The sequence below is a fragment of the Arthrobacter rhombi genome, from assembly GCF_900163545.1.
Lineage (GTDB): Bacteria > Actinomycetota > Actinomycetes > Actinomycetales > Micrococcaceae > Arthrobacter_H > Arthrobacter_H rhombi_A.
The window spans coordinates 108,574-133,839 of sequence record NZ_FUHW01000044.1 but is presented as its reverse complement, the minus strand read 5'-3'; the positions used below and the strand labels follow the sequence as shown (position 1 = coordinate 133,839).

25 protein-coding genes are annotated in these 25,266 nt (G+C 64.0%); 11 read left to right on the top strand and 14 right to left on the bottom strand.

Annotation, left to right across the window (positions count from 1 at the left end):
* Positions 1-29: 29 nt before the first annotated feature.
* Entirely contained in the window at positions 30-1,289 is a 1,260-nt protein-coding gene (gene manA, locus FM101_RS13380) for a mannose-6-phosphate isomerase, class I (RefSeq protein WP_087000473.1), read from the top strand.
* Between the two features lie 49 nt (positions 1,290-1,338).
* Here the strand turns inward: manA and glpX are convergent, their stop codons facing one another.
* Positions 1,339-2,415 (bottom strand): class II fructose-bisphosphatase, encoded by a 1,077-nt coding sequence (gene glpX, locus FM101_RS13375; RefSeq protein WP_087000471.1) that lies wholly within the window; start codon positions 2,413-2,415, stop codon positions 1,339-1,341.
* Positions 2,416-2,494: 79 nt separating this feature from the next.
* Here glpX and FM101_RS13370 point away from each other — a divergent pair, with 79 nt between their 5' ends.
* The 5 genes from FM101_RS13370 to FM101_RS13350 all read left to right on the top strand — a co-directional run bounded on the left by FM101_RS13370 (position 2,495) and on the right by FM101_RS13350 (position 7,932).
* Entirely contained in the window at positions 2,495-3,100 is a 606-nt protein-coding gene (locus FM101_RS13370; RefSeq protein ID WP_179204330.1) for a DUF4245 domain-containing protein, read from the top strand.
* A 34-nt stretch (positions 3,101-3,134) separates the two neighbouring features.
* Positions 3,135-3,773 (top strand): carbonic anhydrase, encoded by a 639-nt coding sequence (locus FM101_RS13365; protein WP_087000467.1) that lies wholly within the window; start codon positions 3,135-3,137, stop codon positions 3,771-3,773.
* A gap of 69 nt (positions 3,774-3,842) precedes the next feature.
* A complete protein-coding gene (locus tag FM101_RS13360; protein WP_087000465.1) occupies positions 3,843-5,261 on the top strand; it encodes a class II fumarate hydratase in 1,419 nt (472 codons plus the stop codon).
* A gap of 166 nt (positions 5,262-5,427) precedes the next feature.
* Positions 5,428-6,150: a TetR/AcrR family transcriptional regulator gene (locus tag FM101_RS13355; RefSeq protein WP_143269295.1), complete on the top strand. Its 723-nt coding sequence runs from the start codon at positions 5,428-5,430 to the stop codon at positions 6,148-6,150.
* Positions 6,151-6,264: 114 nt separating this feature from the next.
* Positions 6,265-7,932, top strand: coding sequence for an MDR family MFS transporter (locus FM101_RS13350; protein ID WP_087000461.1), 1,668 nt, complete (start codon positions 6,265-6,267; stop codon positions 7,930-7,932).
* On the opposite strand, the gene FM101_RS13345 is transcribed toward FM101_RS13350, so the two are convergent.
* The 3 genes from FM101_RS13345 to FM101_RS13335 are packed head-to-tail and all read right to left on the bottom strand — an operon-like array spanning position 7,929 to position 9,883.
* Entirely contained in the window at positions 7,929-8,765 is an 837-nt protein-coding gene (locus FM101_RS13345) for a family 1 encapsulin nanocompartment shell protein (protein ID WP_087000459.1), read from the bottom strand. The genes FM101_RS13350 and FM101_RS13345 overlap by 4 nt on opposite strands.
* Positions 8,762-9,172, bottom strand: a complete 411-nt coding sequence (locus FM101_RS13340) for a hypothetical protein (protein ID WP_087000457.1) — start codon at positions 9,170-9,172, stop codon at positions 8,762-8,764. The genes FM101_RS13345 and FM101_RS13340 overlap by 4 nt, the downstream gene beginning before the upstream one ends.
* Positions 9,173-9,223: 51 nt before the next feature.
* Positions 9,224-9,883, bottom strand: a complete 660-nt coding sequence (locus tag FM101_RS13335) for a TetR/AcrR family transcriptional regulator (protein ID WP_179204329.1) — start codon at positions 9,881-9,883, stop codon at positions 9,224-9,226.
* Positions 9,884-10,009: 126 nt separating this feature from the next.
* Here FM101_RS13335 and FM101_RS13330 point away from each other — a divergent pair, with 126 nt between their 5' ends.
* Positions 10,010-11,416 (top strand): flavin-containing monooxygenase, encoded by a 1,407-nt coding sequence (locus FM101_RS13330; RefSeq protein ID WP_087000453.1) that lies wholly within the window; start codon positions 10,010-10,012, stop codon positions 11,414-11,416.
* On the top strand, positions 11,413-12,300 hold the full coding sequence (locus FM101_RS13325) for an SDR family NAD(P)-dependent oxidoreductase (protein ID WP_087000451.1): 888 nt from the start codon (positions 11,413-11,415) through the stop codon (positions 12,298-12,300). Before FM101_RS13330 ends, FM101_RS13325 begins: the two co-directional genes overlap by 4 nt.
* Positions 12,301-12,336: 36 nt before the next feature.
* On the opposite strand, the gene FM101_RS13320 is transcribed toward FM101_RS13325, so the two are convergent.
* Positions 12,337-12,807: an NUDIX hydrolase gene (locus tag FM101_RS13320; protein WP_087000449.1), complete on the bottom strand. Its 471-nt coding sequence runs from the start codon at positions 12,805-12,807 to the stop codon at positions 12,337-12,339.
* Between the two features lie 4 nt (positions 12,808-12,811).
* On the bottom strand, positions 12,812-13,318 hold the full coding sequence (locus tag FM101_RS13315; protein ID WP_087000447.1) for a prepilin peptidase: 507 nt from the start codon (positions 13,316-13,318) through the stop codon (positions 12,812-12,814).
* Positions 13,319-13,377: 59 nt separating this feature from the next.
* Between FM101_RS13315 and FM101_RS13310 the strand changes: the two genes are divergently transcribed.
* Complete coding sequence (locus FM101_RS13310) at positions 13,378-14,286, top strand: hypothetical protein (protein WP_087000445.1); 909 nt, start codon at positions 13,378-13,380, stop codon at positions 14,284-14,286.
* On the opposite strand, the gene FM101_RS15780 is transcribed toward FM101_RS13310, so the two are convergent.
* The 4 genes from FM101_RS15780 to FM101_RS13295 all read right to left on the bottom strand — a co-directional run bounded on the left by FM101_RS15780 (position 14,209) and on the right by FM101_RS13295 (position 17,667).
* Positions 14,209-14,652, bottom strand: coding sequence for a CPBP family glutamic-type intramembrane protease (locus FM101_RS15780; RefSeq protein ID WP_179204328.1), 444 nt, complete (start codon positions 14,650-14,652; stop codon positions 14,209-14,211). The genes FM101_RS13310 and FM101_RS15780 overlap by 78 nt on opposite strands.
* The gene (locus FM101_RS15775; protein ID WP_179204327.1) at positions 14,640-14,927 is read right to left on the bottom strand and encodes a hypothetical protein; all 288 of its coding nucleotides are present in this window, start codon (positions 14,925-14,927) and stop codon (positions 14,640-14,642) included. Before FM101_RS15775 ends, FM101_RS15780 begins: the two co-directional genes overlap by 13 nt.
* Before the next feature lie 322 nt (positions 14,928-15,249).
* Positions 15,250-16,563, bottom strand: a complete 1,314-nt coding sequence (locus tag FM101_RS13300; protein WP_245806706.1) for a PhoH family protein — start codon at positions 16,561-16,563, stop codon at positions 15,250-15,252.
* 342 nt (positions 16,564-16,905) lie between these two features.
* Positions 16,906-17,667 carry an isoprenyl transferase gene (locus tag FM101_RS13295; protein WP_087000645.1) on the bottom strand — a complete coding sequence of 254 codons (762 nt, stop codon included), beginning with the start codon at positions 17,665-17,667 and terminating at the stop codon, positions 16,906-16,908.
* A gap of 176 nt (positions 17,668-17,843) precedes the next feature.
* Here FM101_RS13295 and trhA point away from each other — a divergent pair, with 176 nt between their 5' ends.
* Complete coding sequence (gene trhA, locus FM101_RS13290) at positions 17,844-18,491, top strand: PAQR family membrane homeostasis protein TrhA (RefSeq protein WP_087000441.1); 648 nt, start codon at positions 17,844-17,846, stop codon at positions 18,489-18,491.
* Positions 18,492-18,516: 25 nt separating this feature from the next.
* Here trhA and FM101_RS13285 read toward each other — a convergent pair whose 3' ends face one another.
* On the bottom strand, positions 18,517-18,975 hold the full coding sequence (locus FM101_RS13285; RefSeq protein WP_087000439.1) for a MarR family winged helix-turn-helix transcriptional regulator: 459 nt from the start codon (positions 18,973-18,975) through the stop codon (positions 18,517-18,519).
* Between the two features lie 139 nt (positions 18,976-19,114).
* Between FM101_RS13285 and FM101_RS13280 the strand changes: the two genes are divergently transcribed.
* A complete protein-coding gene (locus FM101_RS13280) occupies positions 19,115-20,566 on the top strand; it encodes an MFS transporter (protein WP_087000438.1) in 1,452 nt (483 codons plus the stop codon).
* A 35-nt stretch (positions 20,567-20,601) separates the two neighbouring features.
* Here FM101_RS13280 and FM101_RS13275 read toward each other — a convergent pair whose 3' ends face one another.
* From FM101_RS13275 to FM101_RS13265, 3 genes are read right to left on the bottom strand one after another with little or no spacing between them, the layout of a single operon-like run.
* Positions 20,602-23,325 carry a multicopper oxidase domain-containing protein gene (locus tag FM101_RS13275; protein ID WP_087000436.1) on the bottom strand — a complete coding sequence of 908 codons (2,724 nt, stop codon included), beginning with the start codon at positions 23,323-23,325 and terminating at the stop codon, positions 20,602-20,604.
* Positions 23,322-24,485 (bottom strand): hypothetical protein, encoded by a 1,164-nt coding sequence (locus FM101_RS13270; protein WP_179204326.1) that lies wholly within the window; start codon positions 24,483-24,485, stop codon positions 23,322-23,324. Before FM101_RS13270 ends, FM101_RS13275 begins: the two co-directional genes overlap by 4 nt.
* Positions 24,482-25,207 (bottom strand): helix-turn-helix transcriptional regulator, encoded by a 726-nt coding sequence (locus tag FM101_RS13265; protein WP_143269293.1) that lies wholly within the window; start codon positions 25,205-25,207, stop codon positions 24,482-24,484. Before FM101_RS13265 ends, FM101_RS13270 begins: the two co-directional genes overlap by 4 nt.
* Between the last annotated feature and the right edge of the window lie 59 nt (positions 25,208-25,266).

The following is a 25,266-nucleotide window of genomic DNA, read 5'->3' as shown; positions in this document are numbered from 1 at the left end:
CCGTATCGACCCAGCTGCCAAGGAGCCGAATGTACCGCCTGAGCAATACCGTCAGGGACTATCCGTGGGGATCGTCCACGGCCATCGCCGAACTCATCGGAGCCGAGGCATCGGGGGGCCCCGAAGCAGAAATGTGGATCGGGGCACATCCCGACTCCCCCTCGAAGGCCAGCCACCCGGACGTCGACGGCACGACTCCGCTCAATGAGCTGATCGCCACCGACCCCACCCTCTTTCTCGGTGAGGAGACGTCCACCCGCTTTGGGCGGCTTCCGTTCTTGGCGAAGATCCTCGCCGCGGAAAAACCGCTCTCCTTGCAGGTCCACCCCACTCTGGAGCAGGCCCGTGCCGGTTTTGCCGCGGAGGAGGAAGCCGGCGTCGACCGTTCGGCACCGCACCGCAACTACAAGGACGACAACCACAAGCCCGAGCTCCTGTTCGCGCTCACCGGGTTCTCGGCCCTCTGCGGGTTCCGGGCCGCGCACGAGTCGGCGGCCCTCTTCACCTGGTTGGCCGAAACAATCGAGGCGGACCCCGAGCTCACCGACGAGAACGGCAGTGCCGTCCTCGCGGCCCGACATACGGCCACCACCCTGAGCCAAGGCGATCTGCGGGGGGCATTCACCGACTTGCTCTCCGGAGGCCAAGACGTGGTCCGTCTCGTCGGGCTCGCCAGCGCGGCCGTTGCTTCAGGTCGCCAGACGGTTCCTGATACCGGTCTGGCGGAGCTGGAATCGCTGAACGGTTTCTACCCCGGCGATCCTGGGGTCCTGGTCTCGTTGATGCTCAACCACATCACCTTGGAACCCGGGCAGGCCATCTACCTTCCTGCGGGAAATATCCACGCCTACCTGCGGGGACTGGGGGTGGAAGTCATGGCTAGTTCGGATAACGTCTTGCGCGGCGGGCTGACCGGCAAACATATCGATCTACCTGAACTGATGGACACGGTTGACTTCCAAAGTCTGGGCGTCCCGTATCTGGAAGCCGCGAAGAACATGCTCGGCCAGGAGATCTACCGGCCGCCCTTCGACGAATTCCAGCTCCAACGCATCGCGTTGCCCGGTGATGCCCTGCTGGCCGGAGAGGACGTTGCCGTCGCCCAGAACGGCCCGGTGACACTGCTCTGTGTGTCCGGTGACCTGCTGCTGGATTCGCCTCGTGGTGATCTGCAACTGACTCGCGGGGAATCGGCGTTCATTCCCGCTCACGAAGCTCCGGTGGTGGCCAAACGTCTCGGAGAGGGACCGGCCGTGGCGTTCGCCGTGACCACCGCCGAAACGAACTAACCCGCAAGGCTCGTGGCCTCACGGGTTAGCTTTTCCCGGGCCCGATCGCCTAGCGGGTGTAAGGCTCCCACTTGCGTGACTGGTGCTCGCCCTCGACGGTCCGGATCGTCCCGGATTTCGAACGCATGACGATCGAGTGCGTGAAGATCTTGTCGTTCTTGTAGCGCACTCCGGTCAGTAGATCGCCGTCGGTGATGGCGGTCATCGCGAAATAGCAGTTGTCACTGGTCACCAGATCGTTGGTGGACAGCACGCGATCCAGATCGTGCCCGGCATCGATGGCCTTTTGCTTCTCCTCGTCATCGGTGGGCCAGAGACGGCCCTGGATGACGCCGCCCAGCGAGCGGATGGCACAGGCAGTCACGATGCCCTCGGGGGTTCCCCCGATGCCCATCAACGCGTCGACACCCGATCCCTCACGGGTGGCCGAGATGGCGCCGGCGACATCGCCGTCCATGATGAACTTCGTGCGGGCCCCGGCATCGCGGATCTCCCGCACCAGCTTGGTATGACGTTCACGGTCCAGCACACAAACGGTGATCTGGTTGATCGGCTTGTTCTTGGCCTTGGCGATCAGGTAAAGGTTCTGCTTCACCGGCAGGCGTAGGTCCACCAGTTCGGCGGCCTCCGGGCCGGTGACCAACTTCTCCATGTAGAACACGGCCGACGGGTCAAACATGGAACCGCGTTCGGCCATGGCCAAGACAGCTACCGAGTTGTTGATGCCCAGTGCCGTCAGGCGGGTCCCATCGATGGGATCAACGGCGACATCGACCTCGGGCCCGGTACCGTCCCCGACGACTTCGCCGTTGAAGAGCATCGGGGCTTCATCCTTTTCGCCTTCTCCGATCACGACGGTCCCGGTGACCGACACGGTGGAGAGCAGCGAACGCATGGCGTCGACGGCCGCACCGTCTGCCGAGTTCTTGTCCCCGAAGCCGACCCAGGGGCTGGCGGCTATCGCGGCAGCCTCCGTGACGCGTACCAGCTCCAAGGCCAGGTTGCGGTCCGGTTCGGCATCGCCGACGGACAGTCGGGGGGACAGGTGGGCAAAATTTGTGGCTTCTGTCACGGTGTTCCTCGTCGTCGAGTGGGTGTGGGTGCCATGGGCAACGCCTTCGAGCATATCCGCTGAAACGATGGATGCGGTGGTGATGACCGACACCGCGTCATCCACGGTCGTGAAAATCGGGGACAATGGAGGCGTGAGTGATGCACCCCAGACGCCCCCAGATGCCGAAGAGCCGCAGGTAACACCTGTCTTGACGCCCTCCCAGTCCAAGCGGGCCAACCAATCGCTGAAGGGCATGATCATCTCCGTGCTGCTGACGGTTGCCGTTGCGGTACCGGTCATCGCCCTGAATCCGCCGAGCAACGACGATAAGTTCAAACCTGACGTGAACGTCTCCGCGGTGGCTTCCCAGGCCGACCAGGCAGCCGATTTCACACCGGTAGCCCCCGCAGTGCCCGCGGACTGGTATCCGAACTTCGCCCGCTGGAATTCCGGAAGCGCCGACAAGATCGACTACTGGGAAGTCGGTTATGTGACGGGCGACGAGGGCTTTGTCTGGATTCGTCAGACCGCAGATGCCACACCGGGCTGGATCGCCAAGATGAGCGAGGACGCTACCGAGTCGGGCACCGTAAAGGTCGACGGGACCACGTGGGAGTCCTACACCCGAGAGGCAAACGTCAGTTGGGTTCGCAAGACCAAGGAATCGACGCTCATGCTCAGCTCCGATTCCGGCGATGAGGTGCTCCAAAAGGCCGCCCGGTCCGTCATGAAGGACCAATCCAACTCAACGCAGTAGCGGATCTGCGCCGTGGCGGATGTACTCTTTTTTCATGTCTGCTGAATCTCTTGAGTCCGAATCCGCACCTCTCACCCCGGCCCAGGCCTGGACCAAACTGCGTGAGGGCAACGCCCGCTTCGTTGCCGGATCCACCAACCACCCGAACCAGGATTCTGCCCGTCGTTCGGCCCTGGTGAATACCCAGCATCCCTTCGCCGTCATCTTCGGTTGCTCGGATTCACGACTGGCCGCCGAGATCATCTTCGATGTCGGCCTCGGTGATGTGTTCGTTGTCCGGACCGCCGGGCACGTTCCCGACGATGCCGTGCTCGGTTCGCTCGAATACAGTGTTGCCCTATTGGATGTCCCCCTCATCGTGGTCCTGGGCCACGACAGCTGCGGCGCCGTGACAGCGACGATGGACGCCTTCGAGACCGGGCAGATGCCCCCCGGGTTCATCCGGGATCTCGTCGAGCGCATCACCCCCTCGGTCATCACCGCCCAACGGGCAGGGGTCACCGATGTGAATACGACGGTCGAGGAGCACGTCAGGCAGTCCACTCACCGGTTGGTTGAATCCTCCAAGCTCATCTCGGACGCCGTCGACGCCGGTGAGACGGCCGTCATTGGCGTGACCTACCGCCTCGAAGAAGGCAAGGCAGAAATAGTGACGGGATTCGGCGCACTCTAGGTCATGGTGTGTCCCAGATGACGCCGCCCGGGATCGGGTTCGGGCCCCCGGGCGGCGTATGGTGATGTCATGGCTAGCAAGGATGAATTCCGTATTGAACATGACACCATGGGCGAAGTCCGCGTACCGGTCGACGCCCTTTATAGCGCACAGACGCAGCGCGCCGTAGAGAATTTCCCCATCTCCGGCAAGCGGCTCGAACGTCGCCATATCCAGGCGTTGGCCCGGGTGAAGCGTGCGGCAGCCCTGGCGAACGCGGAGCTAGGCGTCCTCGACGAGGAGATCGCCCGCGCCATCGTTGATGCGGCCGAGCACGTGGCATCCGGCGACTATGATGCGCACTTCCCCATCGACGTCTTCCAGACCGGTTCAGGGACGTCGTCGAATATGAATACCAATGAGGTTCTGGCAGCTCTGGCCAACCAGGGATTGGAAGCCGCCGGCAGTCAGGCCCGCGTTCACCCGAACGACCACGTCAACGCCTCGCAGTCCTCCAACGATGTCTTCCCGACGTCGGTCCACGTCGCCGTCACGGACGCGCTGCTCAACGATTTGGTTCCGGCGCTGAACCATCTCGCCGAAAGCCTGGGACGCAAGTCCGACGAGTTTGCCGACGTCGTGAAATCCGGTCGGACCCACCTCATGGATGCCACACCAGTGACATTGGGGCAAGAATTCGGCGGCTACGCCGCCCAGATGCGCTACGGCGTCGAGCGGATCGAGGCCAGCCTCCCCCGCGTGGCAGAGGTCCCCTTAGGCGGAACGGCAGTCGGCACAGGCATCAACACGCCGGCAGGCTTCCCCCAGCGGGTCATTGCCCTGCTGGCCGAGGACACCGGTCTGCCCCTGACAGAGGCACGTAACCATTTCGAAGCCCAGGCAAACCGCGATGGGCTTGTCGAAGCCTCGGGTCAGCTGCGCAACATTGCCTATTCGATCATGAAGATCAACAACGACCTCCGGTGGATGGGCTCGGGCCCCAATACCGGTTTGGGTGAGATCGCCATCCCCGATCTGCAGCCGGGTTCCTCGATCATGCCCGGCAAGGTCAATCCGGTAATCAGTGAAGCCGCGATTCAGGTCGCCGCCCAGGTGATCGGCAACGACACCACGGTCTCCTTGTCCTCCACCAACGGTGCTTTCGAGCTCAACGTCGGGATTCCGGTGATGGCGGCGAACCTGCTCGAATCGATTCGCCTGTTGACCAATACCTCCCAGGTCATGGCGGACAAAATGGTCGATGGCATCACGGCCAACGTGGACCGGGCCCGTTTCCTGGCCGAAGCCTCCCCGTCGATCGTCACCCCGTTGAATAAGTTCATCGGCTACGAGAACGGCTCGAAGATCGCCAAGAAGGCCATCGCCGAAGGACTCACCGTGCGTGAGGCCACGATCGCGTTGGGCTTCCTTGAGAGCGGCGAACTCACCGAAGAGCAGCTCGATACAGCTCTGGATGTCACCACGATGACCTCGCCTTCGGGCAAATAAGGCACAGCCCCCTCCTTCGGCGGCCCATTCCGGCAACGGGGTGGGCCGCCGCCATGCCCGGGGGCCCTTCCGCCCGGCCAGACAGGTTCACGCTTCCGCGGCAGTGTGCGCAATTACACCACCTCCCGATTTGCACCCATGGCCCAATAGTGCAAAACTGCACTATGTGAAGAAAAGTGCAACGGAGGCTCCGGGGGCCAGGGAACGTCGACGCATGGAAACCTATGCCGCGCTGACCAACCACGCCCGCACGCTGACCGCCGAACGTGAATTGAACGGATTCACGATCGAGGAACTCTGCGAGGCTGCCGGAGTCTCCCGCCGCACCTTCTTCAACTACTTCGCCACCAAGGAGGACGCCGTCCTGGGGGTGAAGTCCGCCGACCCGTTCAAGCCGTTCGCCCAGGATTTCCTGGACTCCGCTCGAACGTCCGTGGCGAGCTCCTCCGGATCCACCACCGCACTTCCGTTGGATCAGGCCCTTCTGGAGTTGTTCATCAAGGCATATGCCACCATGGACGTCCCACCGACGGACATGGGTTCCTTCATGCAGATCATGCATTCGGAACCGGCGCTGATGAAACGGATGATTCATTCGGCAATGCAGCGTCAGCGAGCGCTGGCGGAACTGATCGCGCAACGTCAGGCTCTGGAACCGGAGGACCCATTTGCGAATCTGGCTTCAACATTGTTTTCGCAGTTGGCCATGACGAGCTTCCAGGAATTCATCGGACACTCCAGCTCCTGCTCGACAGAGGGCATTACCTGCAATTCCACTGCTTCAGGAGCCCCTGCTGCTGCGGAAGAGGCAGCCCCGAACGCGCTGGACAGATTCACTCGGATCCTGACCGAGAACTTCTCCCACGCCCGGCGTCTGTTCGGCACCTAGTACGCTGCCGGCCCCGGATCATGCCGGCTCCTGTCCGCGCACTTCGCATCACCCCTTTTCCTCATTTTCGGCTCCGCGGACACTCCCTCGAGCCCTGACCTTCTAGGAACCACCATGAGCACTACCGCGCCGCCGCAGTCCCCCGGCCTGATCGCGCTGACCCAACGCCGCATCTGGATCATCTTCTCGGCGCTTATTGCCGGTATGCTGCTCTCCAGCCTCGACCAGACGATCGTCTCCACCGCGATGCCCACGATCGTCGGCGAGCTCGGAGGAGTCGAGCATCAGGCCTGGATCACCACCGCCTATCTGCTGGCCACCACGATCGTCATGCCCATCTACGGCAAGTTCGGCGACGTGCTCGGCCGCCGCAATCTCTTTTTGATCGCGATTGCGCTGTTCACGCTGGCCTCAGTGGGTGCCGCCTTTGCGGGAACCTTCTGGATCTTCGTCTTCTTCCGCGCCCTCCAAGGGCTCGGCGGCGGTGGCCTGATGATCCTTTCGCAAGCCATCATCGCCGACATCATCCCGGCCTCGGAGCGCGGGAAGTACATGGGCCCTTTGGGCGGGATCTTCGGCCTCTCGGCAGTCGCGGGGCCTTTGCTGGGCGGCTTCTTCGTCGACCACCTGACCTGGCAGTGGGCCTTCTACATCAACATCCCGATCGGCATCGCCGCCTTCGCAGTCGCCTGGTTCGCGCTGACCCTGCCCAATAAGAAGGCAACAAAAGCCATCGACATCGCCGGCGTCGTCTTCCTGTCCATCGCCACGACCTGCCTGATCTTCTTCACCGACTTCGGCGGCAGTGCCAACCACGGCTGGTCCGCAGTGTCCACGTGGATGTGGGGAACTGGGTTGCTGGTGGCAGCGGCGGCCTTCGTCTTCGCCGAGCTGCGGGCGACTGATCCGATCATCCCCCTCGCACTGTTCCGCAACCGGGTGTTCGTCACGGCCACGGCCATCGGCTTCACTTTGGGCCTGGGCATGTTCGCTGCCATCGCTTTCGTCCCCACGTTCTTGCAGATGTCCTCCGGAACCTCTGCGGCAGTATCCGGCCTGCTGATGCTTCCGATGATGGTCGGCCTGATGGGCACCTCCATCTGGTCCGGCCTCGCAATTTCCAGGTCCGGCAAATACAGGGCCTACCCCATCGCAGGTACGCTCACCACAGCTGCTGCCATGCTCGCCATGACGACGCTCTCCGCCGATACCCCGCTGTGGTTGATCTGCGTATTCCTGCTGGTTTTCGGGGCCGGCCTGGGCCTGATCATGCAGGTGGTCGTCCTCGTGGTGCAGAACGCCGTTCCCGCGGAGATGGTCGGCACCGCCACCAGTACCAACAACTATTTCCGTGAGGTCGGCGCCGCCTTGGGTGTGGCGATCTTCGGAGCGATCTTCACCAACAACCTCACGGAGAAGCTCACCGCGGTCTTCACCGGGGCGGGAGCTTCGGCCTCCGACGCCGGGCAGGCCACTGCCACGCTGGACCCCTCGGTCTTGGACAAGCTCCCGCAGGCATTGCAGGACGGCATCGTGACGGCCTATGCCGATTCGCTGGCACCGGTCTTCTGGTACCTGATCCCCTTCATCCTCATTGCCTTTGTCCTGGCACTCCTCCTGAAGCAGGTCCCGCTGTCCCACACGTCGGGAATGGTGGCCCGGGGCGAAGCGGTCTCAGGTGAGGAGGCGCTGGAGTTGGAAGCCCGGTTGCGCGCGGCGAAGAAGTCAGCCGGCACCTCAGCCCCTGCAGTTCCCGACGCCGGGTCGGAGAACTCGAACTAGCGACTGCGCTGGGAGGGCTCGCTACTGGACGTCAGGTGCACTGCCGCTTCCGGGGTCGCCACCCGGAAACTAAAGCTCTGTTCGAGATAGAGATGGACGTCATGGGCATCGTGGTGGCTGTATCCGATGGATAGATCCTGCCCGGATTCGAAGAGGAAATCTCCACCGCGCAGGCTCATGACCACGGCGCCCTTGACGCCCGGGGCCCAGACGATCGGTCCATCGAGGATCTTTCGCAGATGTTCGGAGAGCAGGTAGCCACCCCGTTCGGTGGACTGCACGACCGCCGTATAGTGCCCGGGGCCCAAGGCGAGCCCGAAGGGTCCCGAGATGCCCTCTTCCAATAATTGGTCAACCGCCTGAGCCACCCGCTTGGGGTAGTCAGAGAAGTGCTCCACCCGCGGGACGGTCGGCAGCGATGTGGCCTGGGTGATCCCGGTGATCTGTGCCTGCCGCCACCCATGGAATACCGCCTGGTTTTCGGCACTGGCCATCTGCAGCGCAGCCATGTCGAGGTTGGACAGGTCCACGTCGGCTGCCCCGCGCTCTCCATCCAATAGTTCGTCGCGGGAAACCGAAAAGGGCACTTGCATCTCGGCCAACGGCAAGACCCGGCGGCGCCTCGAAATAATCGGATCGTCATCGGAACCGGCCAGGCGTTCGGTGCGCCCCAAGTTCGTTGCGGAATAATCCCACCCGAAGGGGCCCGAGAAGTCGATGAGTTTGCGGGCGCCCAGTGTCGTGGTCAGACGATCCCGTGCTTCCTCGTCGAGGAGTTTCCAGCCGGTAGCGGTGATGGGTGCCAGCTCGCGGAGCAAGTGATTGGTGGTCATGATGCGGTTCCTTTCAACGAGCCGATCCCCAGGGAACCATCGGATGACCCCAGAGGTGTTGTCTGCCCAGATTCGGCGGTTCCAGTGGGATCTGAGTCGGCGGCTTCCTCGGCCGCTTCCCCGTTGTCGACGATGTCCCCCTCCTGGAAGAGGATTCCCCGGGCGATCTGCCCCCATTTCGGAGTTGCCCTGAAGAGGTATTCCAGCTCCATGCAGAAGTGCTTGAACTCCTCGCCTAGGGAGTTCTCCATGATGGCCCTGGCTACCGGATCAGGTTCGAGGGATATCCGCTGCTCGTACCATCCGATGGCTTCGGCTTCCTCGGTGAGGTTCGTGCACATTCGGGCAAAGGTCCGGGTTTCGGCCGATAACTCGGCTGGCGGTTCGTGGTATTGCTCGGTTCCCATGCGTATCCCCTTCGCTCCGGGCCACCGACATCGATGGCGGCTTCCCTAACGTCAGCCTAGTGGCGGAGCAGAGGCAACACCATGGGTGGGCCATCCACCGGCCATCCGGGTGATCACGCGCGCCAGCTCGTCCACGAACGCAGACGTCGACAGGCGCTGGGCGGCCGGGGTGTTCAAATGGGCCACGAGGGCCTCGGTCATGCCGCCGACAGCCATCAATCCAATCAGCCCCGTCGGGGACTCGGGGATCAGCCCGCGGCGAATCAATTCGAGCATCATGGCATCCATGGCCCGGGCAATCCCGGCAATCATCTGCCGCCGCGACGACTCCAATTCCGGCGAAACACCCACGGCTTCGATCTCGAGCACCAGACCAAGGCGTTCGTCATCGAGCATGGGACCGACCCCAGCTTGGACTCCGCGGCGGATCATTCCATACGCCGTGTCATTTGCTTCGTTCTGCAGGGTCATCACTCGTTGTTCGATCGCCTGGGTCGCTTCACGATAAATAGTTTCGAGGACTTCCTCGCGCCCTGAAAAGTATTCGTAGAACGAACGGGACGAGACCCCGGCTTCGCGACATAAACCCTGGACCGTGGTCGCGGCGTACCCCTGGGTTCCGAAGAGCTGCACCCCGGCTTCTAGAAGCTTCTCTCGGCGGACGGCGTCCCGCTGTGGGCGGGATACCCCTCGCCACCTCCGCTCGTTCACGGGCACAGCGTTTTGCTCCACCGCAGTTTCTCCAGTCTTCACGGAATCCACTCTGCCACAGGCATTGAACTTCACTTCCGTTCCCATTTTATTGAAAATCTTTCTTTCCAATGTAAGGGTCGTCACATGTCTTATTTCGTCAAGGAACGCGATCGAGCCCCCGCCGTCACCACGCCGATTCCAACGGACGTCTCCCTGCCGCGGACCTGCGTTATTGGGGCCGGCTCTTCGGGCTTGGCTGCCGTGAAGGCGCTGCACCAGGCCGCTGTGCCCGTCGATTGCTTCGAACAGGGCAGTGTCGTCGGCGGAAATTGGGTCTTCGCGAACCCCAACGGCCAGTCCGCCTGCTACGAAACACTGGAAATCAACACATCGTGCCCGCGCATGGCCTTTTCTGATTTCCCGATGCCAGCCGACTACCCCGCTTATGCCCGTCACGACCAGGTGGCCGACTATTTCGAGGCCTACGTGGACCACTTCGGTTTTCGTGAAAGGATCCGCTTCAACACCCGCGTGGACGAGGTCGTCCCTGAAAATGGTGGCTGGAAGGTCGCCATCACCGGTCCCGACGGGACGGAGGAACACCATTATGATGCTGTCCTCATCGCCAACGGGCACCACTGGGACGCCCGCTGGCCCGAACCCGCCTATCCCGGGAATTTTGCCGGCGAACAATTACACGCCCACGACTACCGCTCGGCAGAACAGCTCAAGGAGAGGAATGTCGTGGTCGTTGGCGCTGGGAACTCGGCCTTGGATATCGCTTCCGAAGCCGGCAGGGTCGCCCACAGCGCCGTCCTGTCCCAACGCCGCGGCCAGTGGGTGCTGCGCAAGTACTTCCTCGGCCGGGCTTCGGACCAATTGGTTTTGCCTCAATGGCTGCCCTGGTGGGCCACCCGGGCCAGGCTGCGACTGGCATCGATTCTCTCCGGCAGCACCACGCGACTCGGATTGCCTCGCCCCACACATGCTCCGGACCAATCACATCCCGTCCAATCGGAACAGATTCGTTGGATGCTGAAGGTGGGGGCCGTGACGCCGAAGCCAGGCATTGAACGACTCCATGGCGACCAGGTGGTGTTCACCGACGGGTCCGCGACAGCCGCGGATCTGATCATCTGGGCGACCGGCTACCGGGTCCGGTTCCCCTTCTTATCGGAGGACCTGGTCAACCCGGCGGGCAACGAGTTGCCGTTGTGGAAGCGCACCGTGCACCCTGATCATCCAGGGTTGTTCTTCATCGGCCTACTCCAGCCCATCGGGGCAGTGATGCCCTTGGCCGAGGCGCAGTCGCTCTGGGTGACGGAAATGCTGACCGAAAGCTACCTGGCACCGCCCGAGGCCACTATCCGCACACAGATGGAACGCGAGCAGCAGCGCAATGCCCGTCGTTTCTACGCCTCGGCCCGGCACACGATGGAAGTCGATTTCGACAGCTACCTCTGGGACCTCGAACGAGAACGGCGTCGTGGCTCGGCCCGTGCCAGTCAATCCGCAGCACGATCGCGCATTCATCAGGGGGTGACCGCATGACACCTCAGAAAGCACACCGGCGGCCTTCAGGCAGCAGTCCAACCGACCGCGGTGGAGCGGTCATTACCGGTGCCGGTGGGGGCCTGGGACGGCAGATCGCGTTGCGGTTGGCGCGGGCTGGGTTCACCCTCCAGGTCACCGACGTCGATCTCCAGCAGGCCGAAGCCGTGGCGGCGAATATCAATGCTGAATCATCGTTGCCCGCCGAACGGCAGGCCTTAGCCTCCGCCTTGGATGTCCGCGACGCTGCCGCTTGCTCAGCGGCCGCCGAGGCCGCCCGGTCTCGAGCAGGTTCCTTATCTCTCTGGGTCAATAATGCCGGGGCCTTCTTTACCGGTCCCGTCTGGGACCAGGACGAACGCCAGCGGCGTCTGGTTTTGGAAGTCAACGCCGCCGGGACCATCAACGGCACCCTGGCAGCACTGGGGTTGATGCGTCCGGCCAATGCCGGCCTGATCGTCAACGTCGCATCCTTGGCCGGCCTGGTCGGGGTCCCCGGGGAAGGGATCTATGCGGCTTCGAAGCACGCGGTCCTGGGCTTCAGCGTTTCGGCGCTGGCCGATTTGCGGGCTGCGGGGGTCAAGGGCGTAGATATTAGTTGCGTCTGTCCCGACGGGATGTGGACTCCGATGCTCCATGACAAACTCGATGATCCCGGTGCAGCCCTTTCCTTTACCGGCAAGCTCCTCCAACCGGGCGAGGTCGCGGATGTGGTCCTACGCGTCGTGGATAAACCGCGGCCCGTTACCGCGTGGCCACGCTGGCGCGGAGGCCAGGTGAGGCTCTTTGATACGTTCCCCCGGTTCGCCGTGGGCCTGGCACCGCTGATGGTCGCCTACGGCCGCAAGCGGCAGGCGGCGTTCGCCCGGAAGCTGGGGGCCTGAGCGGCCCGGCCCGTTCCGGCCAGGGAACTCCCGGGTTCAACTGAGGAAGCGTGCGGACGGGTCCCGGTCCCGCGCCCAGTCCACGGCCCGCTGGTGTTTGGGCGGCAAAGGTGGACGCTCTGCGTCGGAAAACCAGGCGACCTCGGTGTTCTCATCGTCGTTTACTCGGGCTTCTCCTGAGAGATAACGACAGGAGAACACGACGTCGAGGTATTGTGCGCGGTCGCCGTTGGGGTAGGTCAACGGGTCGGTGGTTCCGATTCCGGCCAGCCGTTCGACGGCGACCACGACACCAGTTTCTTCCAGGACCTCCCTGACGGCAGTGGCCGCTGGTTCCTCACCGGGCTCCATGATTCCTGCGGGAAGGGTCCACCTGCCGTTATCGGCACGCTTGACCAGCAGGAGGGCACCATCTTGGCGATGCACCACGGCCTTGACCCCCGGTAGCCAGAGGGCATCATGACCAATTTTCTCGCGCAGGGACAGAATGAATTCCGGGGTTGGCATGTCCCTAGCCTGCCACGAAGAGGGCCGCCAACGTACCGATGACCAGGTAGGGGCCGAAAGCCAGCGATGTCTTCAGACCCGCACGGCGCAAAATAATGAACACCAAGGAGGCCAATCCGCCGAGCAGGAAAGTCGCCACGGTGCTCCACAGCAAATGGGACCAGCTCAAATACCCTAAATACAGTCCCATGATGCCGGCAAGTTTCACGTCTCCTAGTCCCATGCCTCGCGGCTGGACCATGTGCAGGAGGAGATAGAAGCTGAAGAGGATGGCGCCGCCCAGAAAGGTCCGCAACAGCCCTGCCCCATCCCCGGCCAGCAGCAGCGCCGCCCCGAGCAGGACGAGAGCGAACACGTACCACGGCAGAATGATCCGGTTGGGCAACAGATGCGTTCGGGCGTCGATCCACGTCAAACGTGCCCCGTTGATCACGAACAGCAGCAACGCCAGGACCAGCGGGACGAAGGCCACCGGCGCGTTGTCACGCAGTTCCTGAATCGCAGCGATCATGGCTCAACGCTAGCGCAGCCCACGACAGGGTGAGGCCACGGCTGTTTAGACTGTGGAGTATGACTATTCCTCCGACCACCCCGCCGCCACCTGGCCCCTCGGCGGTCTCCCGAGAGGATGCCGCAGCTTTCCGCCGACTCTGTAGGTCTTCGCCCTGGCGGTGGAGGACCCTGCGGTTCGACGTGGAATGGTTCACCGCCAGCCCCACGGCGGGCCCGACCGCACCGGTCAAATTGCAGGAGGACCACACTCCCCTGGACGCCCTTTCCGCGCCGGCCGATATTGAGCGTGAAGAGGAGGTCATCCCCGAAGCCATCCCGCGGATCCGTGCCTGGTTGCGCCGTCCGGACGCCCTACGGGTCGAAGATGAGTCCTCCGAACTGCTGTTCAGCACCACATCGATCCACGCGTCCCGCGATGCCTTCTACATCACGGGCAACCGCAGTTCCTGGCTGCTGCCACCACGTCTGGTGACACCTGTCTACGACGACGACGGGCTGATTGCCCGCCGCCCGGAAGCAGATTATGGTGACCCGGTCTTCGGGGATGCCCGCTGGTCCGCCATGCTCGATCCCGTGGAATTGGCCGGCAGTGCCCCGGTTCCGCTGGAATTCCCGTTGTCCAACGTCGTGGAAATCCATGAATTGAACGAAACCCGCCATGCGGGGCGGGCAGCGCTGGAAGCCGTGGTCTCACCCAATGTCACCTACACCCCGGAAACGGACGGGTTCCCGCTGTTGGAGGCCGGAAGGACCCGGCTGCGTATCGACCTCCAAACGGCAGTTTGTGTGTATACGGAGGCCTTGGACGGACCGGTTCAGGGCAACGGACACGACATCCGCATCCACGCCGTCAACGAGTACATGCTCGATGACCTGTTCGTGGAGCATTCAATGAACCTGACCGATGTCCGGGACCATATCCCCTGGATCATCCGTGGACCGCAGGCCAGCCGAGGCGGCGTGTAGCTCACCGGCCACGCCTCCAGCCCGGGGGGCCGCCACTCCCCCGCGGCGTCGGAGCATGAGGGCGAGGACGACGGTCGCTGCCAGCAGCAGGATAACCGTCACGACACTGGCCTCGAGCCCGAAGGAACCTCCGGTCAACCACTCGGGGCCCGTGAGGCCCGTATGCCATATCGAGGACGCCTTTCCGGTGCCCGAGATCTGAACACCCAATACGGGGCCCTGCACGATGTTCCACAGCATGTGGTAGCCGATCACCACCCACAGGGAACGCGTCAAGGCGTATGACACCCCCAAAAGCAGGCCCGCCCCGATGGCAATAGCGATTCCCGCCCAGAGCGTCGCATCGGGGTTCGTTAGGTGGAACATTCCGAACACCCGCCCGGGCACCACGACGCCGTCCACGTGCCGGCGAATTCTTCCAGCAGGCGAAGGCCCATCTCCCGGAACACCAGCTCCTCGGTCACCGCAGCTCCCAGCCCGGCGACCAGCATGAGTTCCAAGATCCCCGGGACATCCACCCCGGCAGGGGGCAGGAGCCGATAACCGCCCAGGACCATGATGAGACCGTAGGCGGCCAGCAGCCCGGCAGCCCCCAGAGGGCCCCCACGGCCAGTCCGGGCCAACGCCGGGAGCGATTTCATCAGGCACGAAGCGCCGTTCCACCCCGAGAACGACCACCCCATGGGCGCAGGTCACCGCCATCATCATGACGATGGAAGGGCCCACGCCGTCGGGTCTGCTGAATGAGTCGACGCCGCCAAGGAGGACCGCCAACAGGGTGAACAGGACCAGGAAGATGAGTGCTGCCCCCCAAAAAAGGCAACGAACCGCACGGCGGCATTCAGACGGATCCGGGAACCGGGGCCGACCGGCACGACATCCTTTCGCGGTGCGTCGCGGCCCGGCCCGTCGGGCCCAGGATCGTGGGTGGTGTCACTCTTGATCTCTATCAGAGGCGAAGAGCTATGCCCCCGATTCCTCGAGCATGTCGGTAACCAGCGCCGCGATGGCTGAACGTTCGGACCGGGTCAGGGTGATATGCCCGAATAAGGGATGCCCCTTGAGCGTTTCGACCACGGCAGCAACGCCGTCGTGCCGGCCCACCCTCAGGTTGTCGCGTTGAGCCACATCGTGGGTCAGTACGATCTTGGAGTTTTGTCCGATCCGACTCATCACGGTCAGCAGCACGTTCTTCTCCAAGGACTGCGCCTCATCGACGATGACGAACGAATCGTGCAGGGACCTGCCGCGGATATGGGTCAGCGGCAGGACCTCGAGTAGTCCGCGGTCGACGACCTCGTCCATGACATTCTTGGAGACGAGCGCGCCCAGGGTGTCGAAGACCGCCTGTCCCCACGGGTTCATCTTGTCGTCTTCGGAGCCGGGCAGGTAGCCGAGCTCCTGGCCGCCGACGGCGTACAGGGGCCGGAAGACCACCACTTTCTTATGCTCGCCTCGTTCCATCACGGCTTCGAGTCCCGCGCAGAGGGCGAGGGCTGATTTCCCGGTTCCGGCCCGGCCGCCCAGGGAGACGATCCCGACCTCCCGATCCATCAGCAGGTCGATCGCCAGCCGTTGCTCAGCTGACCGGCCATGCAGGCCAAAGACGTCGCGATCGCCCTTCACCAGGCGGACCAGCCCGTCCTCTCCGACCCGGCCAAGGGCCGAGCCGCGGTTGGAGAGCAGGATCAAGCCGGTGTTGACCGGCATCTCGGCCGCCTCGGCGACCAACACCGGCTCGTGGTTATACAACTCCTCCACATCGGTATCGGCCACATCTAGTTCGGCGGTTCCGGTCCACCCCGAATCAAGCACCAACCCGTTCCGGTACTCATCGGCCTGCAGGCCCATTGCCGAGGCTTTCACCCGCAGGGGAAGGTCCTTCGACACCACCGTGACATCGCGGCCCTCATCGAAGAAGTTCTTGGCCACCGCCAGAATGCGTGAGTCGTTGTCACCGGCCCGGAACCCCACCGGAAGCACCTCGGTGGACACGTGGTTCAGCTCAATCCGCAAGGAGCCCCCGTCATTCCCGATCGGCAGCGGGCGGTTCAGGCCTCCACGTTCGACGCGGAGCGCATCGAGGAGACGCAAGGCTTTGCGGGCGAAGAAGCCGACGTCGGGATCATGGCGTTTCTTTTCCAATTCGCTGATCACCACGATGGGAACGATGACCTCATGTTCGGCGAATCGCAGGACGGCCCGTGGGTCGGCGATCAGGACCGAGGTGTCCAGAACGTAGGATTTCTCTCCGATACTTTGCCGGGCACTCGTCACCGGGGTCGCTGCGGGGGTGGCGTGGGCCAAGCCGGCGGCGGGAGTCGGGCCCGTCCTGCCGATCTCGTCCGCCACGACGTTGCTGGACTGGATTTCGACTGCCACGATGACTCCCAACAGGGGCGTTGCGCCCCTAGGTAACCGTTCTGCGGGTGGTCCGGTCCAGCCTTGAGGCCGAATCCGGCCTCCCGTCGTTGACCGTGTGTCTCAACGCTCGGTGGCCTTTCCGTCTCGGCCGGCGGTAATGCCTGCCGATGTCTTCAAGCTAGCCCGCAGACATGTCTTGTGGCCCAAGACACGCCGCCCGGTGAGCGAATGTCCGATGGCCCGGAGGTGAACGCCTCAGCTCCCGAAGCGGCGTTGGCGGTCCGTGAAATCACGGAGGGCGCGCAGGAAATCGACTTTCCGGAAATCGGGCCACAGGGCTTCGCAGAAATAGAATTCGCTATAGGCGCTCTGCCACGTCAGGAAACCCGAGAGTCGTTGTTCTCCCGAGGTGCGGATCACCAGATCGGGGTCGGGCTGGCCACGGGTGTAGAGGTAGCGGGAGATGTCTTCGACTTCCAGCCCGCGGGCCACCTCGGCCAGGGAGGTTCCTGCAGCATCGGCATCGGATAACAGCTCCTTGACGGCGTCCACGATTTCGGCACGCCCCCCGTAGCCGATGGCGATGTTCACATGCAGTCCCGAAGCGTTTTGCGAGGATTCGGCGAGGGCGTGGAGTTTATTCGAGAGATAGTCGGGTAGTTCGTCATAGGCACCCATGGGCTGAACACACAGGTCGTGTTGCTCGGCGAGCCGGTCCAGCATATTGGCGATGATGCCCATCAGGTCGTCCAGCTCATCGTTTGACCGGCTCATGTTGTCGGTGGAGAGCATGTAGAGAGTGACGGTGGGGATCTTCAGTTCACGGCACCACCCCAGGAACTCAACGATGTTATCGGCACCTGCCTGGTGACCGTGCACTGTCGGTGCTCCGGCGAGCTTGGCCCACCGCCGGTTCCCATCCACGACCATCCCGATATGCCCGGGTAGCTTCTCTGTAGGAATATCCTTCTTGAGCACTTTGCCGTAAAGACGGTAAAGGACTTCGGGCAACCGCACGTCGTCCCCTTCCAGTCGCTCGGCCAGCACGGATCAACGCTGCTTGGTTGCCGCGACTCTAGGCTACCGGTTGGGCCGCCACGGTGTTGAGCGGCACGCCTGAAGAAGCCGGCTTCCCCGCCACCCACTTTATTACTCTCCGGTAGTATCGGACCATGTCGCAGTCATCCCCCAGCATGGCCCCGTTGGATGAGATCAAACCGCATTTACGCGGCTGGATCCACGCGGGGACCGCACCCTTGGCACTGGCAGCAGGCATCGTCCTCGTGGTGTTGGCCCCCGGGACCGGGGGTAAGGTTTCTGCGGCGGTATACGCCGCAACGGGACTGCTTCTGTTCACCATTTCTGCCGTGTACCATCGCGGAAATTGGTCCCCGAAGGTCAAACGGGTTCTCAAGCGACTGGACCACACCAACATCATGCTGGTCATTGCCGGCTCGTATACGCCCCTGGCCTGGGCGCTGCTTCCGGAGGCGAAAGCCACCTTCTTGCTGTGGCTGGTCTGGATCGGAGCGATCCTCGGTGTCGCCTTCCGCTTATTCTGGACCGACGCACCCCGCTGGTTATACACCCCGGTCTACATCGCCTTGGGACTGGCCTGCCTGATCTACATCGGCGACTTCTTTGCCGCCAGCATCCCGGCAGCAGTCCTGCTCTGCGCCGGTGGCGCACTCTATATCGCAGGCGCCGTGTTCTACGCCCTCAAACGTCCGAACATCCACCTCGAATGGTTCGGCTTCCACGAGCTCTTCCACGCCTTCACGGTCGGCGGATTCGCTTGTCACTACATCGCCATCATGATGGCCATGTTGGCGGTCCGCTAGCCGAGGCGGCCGGCGCGCCGGCCCCTCATCGCCCCCGCGGCCAAGGGGCCTCTTCGATGCGCTCGACGTTCTCATTGAAGTCGCGCAGCAAACCCGAAAAAGCGCGCTGCTTCTCCTGCGGCCAGTCGGCCACGACATCACGCAATCCCTGCTCGTACGACCGGCGCGTTTCCAGTAGCGCCTCGATCCCCGCCTCGGTCGGGGCGATACGGCGGGCCACCTCACCCGCGACACCGGGCACGTAGGCCACATGCTCGTGACGTATCAGTGCGCCGACCTGGCGGTGGATCGTCGAGGCATCAAGCCGCAGGGCCTGGGAGAGCTCCTTGAGCGTCATCGGATCGGAGCGTTCAAGCCGGTTGAGCAACACATAAGCGGAACGCTCAAGGGCCGGACTGCTCTTATGGTGCGGACGCAACTGATAACGGAAAAACAGCATGAGTTCGTACTGCATCTCCTGCAGAGCATCAGTGTCTTCCGTCATTCTTCTCCCTCTGATTGTCTTTCCGCAGGAATCCACTATACAACGATATGCATTATGCAAAAGATGTGCGCGCTACACTTCTCATGTATGGTGCACAAGCATAGTTCGGCGTACTCACCTCATCCAGTTAGCGAGCCCCATGACTTCCACTCCCGCTCTATCCACGCACTGGCCACCCTCCCCGCGGGTCGCGGTCACCATCCTGGCCTTCGTGGGCATCGTGGTCTCCTTAATGCAGACCCTCGTGGTCCCGCTGATTCCACAATTGCCCACCATGTTGGACACCTCGGCCTCCGACGCGGCCTGGATCATCACCGCCACCCTGCTCGCCGGCGCCGTAGTCACTCCCATCGCCGGACGGTTGGGCGATATGTTCGGCAAACGTCGTATGCTCATCATTTCGCTGGCCCTCATGGTTGCCGGCTCGGTGCTCTGCGCCTTGACCAGCACGTTGGAAGTGATGCTCGCGGGTCGGGTTCTGCAGGGGCTGGCCATGGGGGCCATCCCCTTGGGTATCAGCATCCTGCGCGATGAATTGCCTCCGGCGAGGATCGGGGCAGCCATTGCGACGATGAGCGCCACGATGGGCGTCGGCGGCGCCATCGGCCTGCCCTTCTCGGCCTTCATTGCCCAGGTCGCCGATTGGCACGTCTTATTCTGGACCGCTGCCGGCCTCGGCGCCCTGTGCTTGACCCTGGTAGCCACGCTCCTACCCGAATCCGCGGTACGGACCCCCGCCCGCTTTGATGCCGTAGGAGCCGCTGGATTGGCCGCCGGCCTGGTCTCGCTGCTGTTGCCCATCACCAAGGGCAGCGACTGGGGCTGGACCAGCCCACTGACGCTGGGGTTCTTTGCTGCTGCGGCGATCATCCTGGTCCTCTGGGGCGTCTACCAGCTTCGGGTCAAGGCACCGTTGGTCGATCTTCGCGTCTCGGCCCGTCCACAGGTCCTGTTCACGAACCTCGCCTCGATGACCGTCGGGTTTGCCATGTACGCCATGAGCCTGACCTTCACGCAGTTGCTGATGGCTCCGGCAGGGACCGGTTATGGTTTGGGTCACTCCATGGTCATGGCGGGGCTGGTGCTAACGCCCGGTGGGTTCGTCATGATGCTCCTCTCCCCGGTCTCGGCCCGCCTTTCGGCACGCTACGGGCCCAAGGCCACGCTGATCCTCGGGTCTTTGGTCATCGCTTTGGGGTATGTGATGGCGTTCTTCCTGATCTCCGAAACCTGGCAGATCCTCGTGGCCTCCATCATCGTCGGCGGCGGCATCGGACTGGCCTACGCTGCCATGCCTGCCCTGATCATGGGCGCAGTCCCGCTGACCGATACCGGGGCGGCCAATGGCTTGAACGCCCTGATGCGTTCTGTGGGTTCCTCGGCAGCGGCAGCGGTCATGGGCGTGGTTCTGGCCAGTATGACCATGTCACTGGGTGCGGCGCAGGTCCCCACCCTCGAAGGCTTCCGCGTCACCTTCGCCTTCTCAATCGGTGCTGCCTTATTGGCTGCACTCTTTGCCGCACTCATCCCGCGAAAGACGCGCGAGACCCCTGCAGCTGTGGGCGCGGAACGCGAAAGCATCAAGGCCTAACCGCGGATCTGCGAGTTCTGCCAGCAGAGCACCGGCTAGCGGGTCACCTTGATGATGCCCCGGGCGCCGCGTTCGGCGTCGACCATGGAGTGGGAAACAAACGGATAGTTCCCCGCCTCGGTGAATTCGAGTTCCGCGAAGCCGCCCTGCGCCACCCCGATGTCCAGGGTCTGGGATCCGGCATGGGGGTCCGAACCATCCAGGAGGTAACGTCCCTCCCGATAGGTGGTGTCGAATTGGCCGCCGATCACGTGGAATGCCGAGCCCCGGTTCGGTCCGGCCGCCACAACCCAGAATCGCGCCCGCTCGCCCACTTTCACGTGGAGGGGGTCAAAGGCGTACTGGGATGCGTACCCGTTGAAGACCACCGCGTCGGGGGTTTCGGCATCGATTTTTGTCTGCTCAGCCGTCCCGCCCGGTTTCCCGAGGTACAACTCGTTCTGGACCATGATGAATTCATGGTCCACGGGGGCCAGATCGGGCGGGTCGATGATCACCGCACCGAACATGCCGTTGGCGATGTGCAAGGACATGGGCATCGTGGAGCAGTGGTAGAGCCAGGCGCCAGCACGGGTGGCGGTGAACGTGTAGGTCAGCTCCTCTCCCGGCTCGATGGTCCGCATGGGCCGGTCCGGTGCCAGTGCTCCGGCGTGAAAGTCGATGGAGTGCCCGGTGGTCCCCTCGTTGCGCAACGTGATGCGGAATTTGTCCCCCACTGTGCCCCGGAGCGTCGGCCCCGGGGCCGTGCCGTTATAGGTCCAGAGCGTTTGCGCATAGTCGGCGCCGACATCACGTTCGGTGTCCTGGGCGGTCAGGGTGTAGTGATGCGTGGGGGCCCGCGAGGCTGCCGGCAACCGGGCATCGCGGGCGACGAACCCCTGGCCAGGGGCGCGCATCGGGTCGAACCCTGCTGCCGGGTTCCCGGCGGTGCCCGATGCGTCCTCAGCTGAGCCTCCGTGGCCGCCATGGTCCTTCGAGTCCATCCTCTTCAGGGGCTCCGAGTCCGCCGCGGCAGAGTCCTGCGCACCATCGGCAATGATGGTGAACACCATGCCCATCTGCCGATGTCCGGCCAGCGAACACCAGCCTTCGGTATCGGCGGTGATCACCCCGGCGTCGACCTTTCGATGGGCTCCGGGAGCCACCCTGCCCGAGGCGGCACCGTTGGCCGTCAGCAGGTCGTGGACCCTGTCGTCCTGATTCACCACGTCAATGACCAGCCGGTCCCCAACGGGAACATGAACAGTGTCGGGGGTGAAGCGCATATCCTCCATGGACATCTGCACGTGGGTGGTGTCCCCCGTGGCCGCAGGCCCCTGCTGGGCCGATCCGGCACCTGACTCCCCCTCGGTGGTGGCACTGGCCCCTACTCCTGCAGCTGCCGGGTCGGCGACGATCCCGAGGGCAACAGCCAGGACGACGCCGGTCACCCCGGCCACCGCGCTCATCATCAACCGTTTCCCGGGCTGCTCACTGCCAGCTACTTCTTGCGGGGCGACCGTGGAGGCCTTTCCTGCCCGGAGGCCCTTGAGCACCAGGATCAGGAACCACACCAGGGCCACGAGCACCAGGGTGGATGTGGTGACCTTGACCCAGCTCGGCACGGGCAGCAGCGCCACTCCCAGGCCGAGATTCAACAAGACCAGTCGGGCCCCGGCTGCTGAGTTGAACACAGCTGCGCGGACCTTGAACACCGCGGGTCCCCCACCGAGGACCACCGGCAGCAAATAGCTCAGCGCCCCGAGGAGTACCTGGGACGCAAAACCTGCAGCGAGCGCCGGGACCACCGACTGGACCTGTTCGTACAGCGTCTCCCACGAGGGCCCCCTCCCGGCCATCACGGCCAGGACCGCCACCGAACCGGTCAGCCACAGCAGGGAGGCGCCCGCGGAGAGTGGAGCAAAGTCCGTCGGTGGTTTGCCGAGGATCGCCCGGATCACCGGAAGCGCCGAATGGATGATCCCCCCGATGTAGATCACCAAGCCGGCGGCAACCAACCACATCCACCCCAGGCCCGACCCTGCCCCTGCCACGGCGACGCCGCCCAGCAGCGGGAGCCAACCGTGGCGCACCGCCGATTCCGCCCCCTCGGCCACCCGGGTCCGCAGCATGGTCGGTAACAGGGTCGCCAAGGTGCCCAACACGGTCAGCCCCACGAACCCCAGGACGTTGATCACCGCATGGGCGACCAGAAGCCGCTGACGGATCTCGCCGCCGTACCCGGCGGCCAGCAGGGCACCGAGCGCCGCACCAACGGGCAATAACCAGCTGGCGGCGATGTAGTAATTCACCGTGGCGCCGAAACGCGAGGGCAAGGCCTTGCTGGCCCGCACGGCGAAGGAGATCCCGTGCAGGGCGAAGGCGGCGCCGACCAGGATGCTCCCGATCAGTACCAGCACCCACAGGTTGGTGACCATGCCGACGACGGTGGCGATCACCCCGGCATTCAGCCCGACCAGCCTCCAGGTCAGATAGACGCGACCATGATCCGGGCCCCGGAGCAGTGCCTGGGCAAAATGCGAACTCCAGACCATGATGGCGTTGCCGATCGCTCCCAGCAGGAGCAGGTGCACCATCAACCAGGTCGCCACCGGAAGGAACCGGTGGGCCGCGACGACGACCGCTAGGGCGATCAGCCAGAACAGCATCGGGGCATTGGCCCGCAGATGCCACTGCGCACGGGAGAACCGCGCCGGATCCGGCCCGGGGGTCGGCCGGGATCCAGGTGGGGATGCCCCGGGGACTGTGGGGATCTTCATGCGGTGCCGGAACCCTTTCGTCGAGCTGCTGTCCGTGATGCGCTCCGGTTGCCGGAGATCACCAGGCCCGCCGCCAAACCGGCGAAGAGCATGACGGCGATGATGTTCAGCACGCCGGCGAATTGTCGCGTCGCCCCGTCATCCAGGACGTCGGCGACGAAGACCCGCAGCGCGAGAGAGCCATGCAGCAGGACCGCCGGCAGGATCAGGACCGGGTGGTAGGGCAGGGGCCGGCGCAGCACGGCGGGCAAGATCACGGGGGCGTGGGCCATGATCATGGACAAGGTGAAGCCCAGGAACACCGCATGGGTCGCCGCGTCATAGCCGGCCCCGCCCAGGGGCCCCCCGCGAAGTCCGGCCACCAAGAAGACGGCGGCGGCCACAGCCAACCAGCCATAGCCAACCAGCAGGCACCAGGCGATGTAGCGTGGCAGGCCGGTGGCGCGGATCGTATGTCGGGCGACGTCATACACCGTCAGCCACACCACCAGAGCCCCCAAGGCGAGACCGAACAGCACCGTTCCGGCTCGGGGCCACAGGACGGTGCCCAGACCGGCAGCCAACAGCAAGGTCGACAGCCCGACCAGAAGGGGTTCCGCTGCAGAGGATCGAATGTGGATGCGTGCTAGTTCAAGCCGTTCCCCACCAATGGTCAGGACCACAAAGACGACGAGCAGTGGGAGTAGCGGTGCCGTATCGGCAATACGCAGCCACAGGGCCGTGGCCGCGATGGCGGAAGCCGCCCCGAGAATCTGGATGAGCACCGCTGCTTCACGCTGTCGCCGCCAGAGCGGGATGTAGACCCACAAGAGTCCAAGGCTTCCCGACAACAGCAGGGTCTTGCCGACCTCCAGTGGCAGGGGCGATACCAGGGCCAGGCCTCCGAGCCCTAGCAGCGTCGGTGCCAGGTATCCCGGGGCCCTTCCCCACGCGACGGCTCGTTCCAGGGCGATGACGGTACCGATGAACCCGAAGACCAGGAGCATGCCGTGGCTGGCAGCCAGGTGCTGGCCGAACGGCAGATGTGGCAGTCCCAGCAGGAACAGCGCGGCGTTCAGCCCCAGCAGCATTGCCGCCCCGCCGGGTGCGAGGAACAGCAGCCGGACCCCTGGACGGCGGAACAGTCGGCCCCGTACCGGGACGGCAATGGCACGGCTCATGAGGCACTCGGCGGGTCCAGCCGCAGCAGGCACGCGTCGCTGGCGGCGAAAGGCAGCAGTTGTGCCCGTGTTCCGGAGGCACCTGCGTCATCCAGGAGCCCCTGCACCAATCCGAGATGGACGGAGCAGACGACGTCGGGGTGTTCCCGCGCCGCATCCAGCAACGGGCAGCGGGTCAAGCGCAGCACCGTGGCGTCCTCGGCGGACTGTTCGGCGGCGAACCCGGTTTCGGTCAGTGCGCCGGCGATGTTTTCGCTGACCTCCTGGACGCTCGGGCGGTGATTCGGGATCGCTTCCGGTGGCCCGATGCGCAGTGATGCGGCCCAGGCACGGCCTGCGGCGACGCCTTCCGCTGGGGCGCCGGGGCGTGCCGCCAGTTGTGCGGCGAGCACCGAGGCCAGGGTGGCGGCGGCCGCCGGTACCGTGGCCTGCTCCGCGACCTGGTAGAGCCGGGCCGGGCGACCTCGACCGGCCGGTTGCGGCGCCGGGGCGCGCTGTACGTGACCGGATTCGACGAGTGCTTCCAGATGCTCGCGAACGGTGTTGGGATGTTGTCCGCAGGAACGTGCGAGCTGATCAACGGGGCACGCCCCGCCGTATTCACCCAACCGGGTGAGCAGGTCTCGCCGGGCCCGAGACATGGCTTGTGGTTCCTCCACGGCGGCCGGGCGGGGGCCCTTCCCTGACCGGGCGACGAGGTTATTCGGATTATTATTTACCACGGAATATATTGTAGTAAAGTTCGTCTCAGGGCACCATTCGCCTCCCGTCAACCCAGGAG

Excerpts from the sequence above, each read along its gene's own strand:
- FM101_RS13325 (WP_087000451.1), top strand. The coding sequence starts at position 11,413 with ATGACACCTCAGAAAGCACACCGGCGGCCTTCAGGCAGCAGTCCAACC.
- FM101_RS15780 (WP_179204328.1), bottom strand. The coding sequence starts at position 14,652 with ATGTTCCACCTAACGAACCCCGATGCGACGCTCTGGGCGGGAATCGCT.
- FM101_RS13310 (WP_087000445.1), top strand. The coding sequence starts at position 13,378 with ATGACTATTCCTCCGACCACCCCGCCGCCACCTGGCCCCTCGGCGGTC.
- trhA (WP_087000441.1), top strand. The coding sequence starts at position 17,844 with ATGGCCCCGTTGGATGAGATCAAACCGCATTTACGCGGCTGGATCCAC.
- glpX (WP_087000471.1), bottom strand. The coding sequence starts at position 2,415 with ATGCTCGAAGGCGTTGCCCATGGCACCCACACCCACTCGACGACGAGG.
- FM101_RS13345 (WP_087000459.1), bottom strand. The coding sequence starts at position 8,765 with ATGACCACCAATCACTTGCTCCGCGAGCTGGCACCCATCACCGCTACC.
- FM101_RS13330 (WP_087000453.1), top strand. The coding sequence starts at position 10,010 with ATGTCTTATTTCGTCAAGGAACGCGATCGAGCCCCCGCCGTCACCACG.
- FM101_RS15775 (WP_179204327.1), bottom strand. The coding sequence starts at position 14,927 with ATGAAATCGCTCCCGGCGTTGGCCCGGACTGGCCGTGGGGGCCCTCTG.
- FM101_RS13360 (WP_087000465.1), top strand. The coding sequence starts at position 3,843 with ATGGCTAGCAAGGATGAATTCCGTATTGAACATGACACCATGGGCGAA.
- FM101_RS13280 (WP_087000438.1), top strand. The coding sequence starts at position 19,115 with ATGACTTCCACTCCCGCTCTATCCACGCACTGGCCACCCTCCCCGCGG.
- FM101_RS13285 (WP_087000439.1), bottom strand. The coding sequence starts at position 18,975 with ATGACGGAAGACACTGATGCTCTGCAGGAGATGCAGTACGAACTCATG.
- FM101_RS13340 (WP_087000457.1), bottom strand. The coding sequence starts at position 9,172 with ATGGGAACCGAGCAATACCACGAACCGCCAGCCGAGTTATCGGCCGAA.
- FM101_RS13315 (WP_087000447.1), bottom strand. The coding sequence starts at position 13,318 with ATGATCGCTGCGATTCAGGAACTGCGTGACAACGCGCCGGTGGCCTTC.
- FM101_RS13365 (WP_087000467.1), top strand. The coding sequence starts at position 3,135 with ATGTCTGCTGAATCTCTTGAGTCCGAATCCGCACCTCTCACCCCGGCC.
- FM101_RS13320 (WP_087000449.1), bottom strand. The coding sequence starts at position 12,807 with ATGCCAACCCCGGAATTCATTCTGTCCCTGCGCGAGAAAATTGGTCAT.
- FM101_RS13270 (WP_179204326.1), bottom strand. The coding sequence starts at position 24,485 with ATGAGCCGTGCCATTGCCGTCCCGGTACGGGGCCGACTGTTCCGCCGT.
- manA (WP_087000473.1), top strand. The coding sequence starts at position 30 with ATGTACCGCCTGAGCAATACCGTCAGGGACTATCCGTGGGGATCGTCC.
- FM101_RS13275 (WP_087000436.1), bottom strand. The coding sequence starts at position 23,325 with ATGAAGATCCCCACAGTCCCCGGGGCATCCCCACCTGGATCCCGGCCG.
- FM101_RS13350 (WP_087000461.1), top strand. The coding sequence starts at position 6,265 with ATGAGCACTACCGCGCCGCCGCAGTCCCCCGGCCTGATCGCGCTGACC.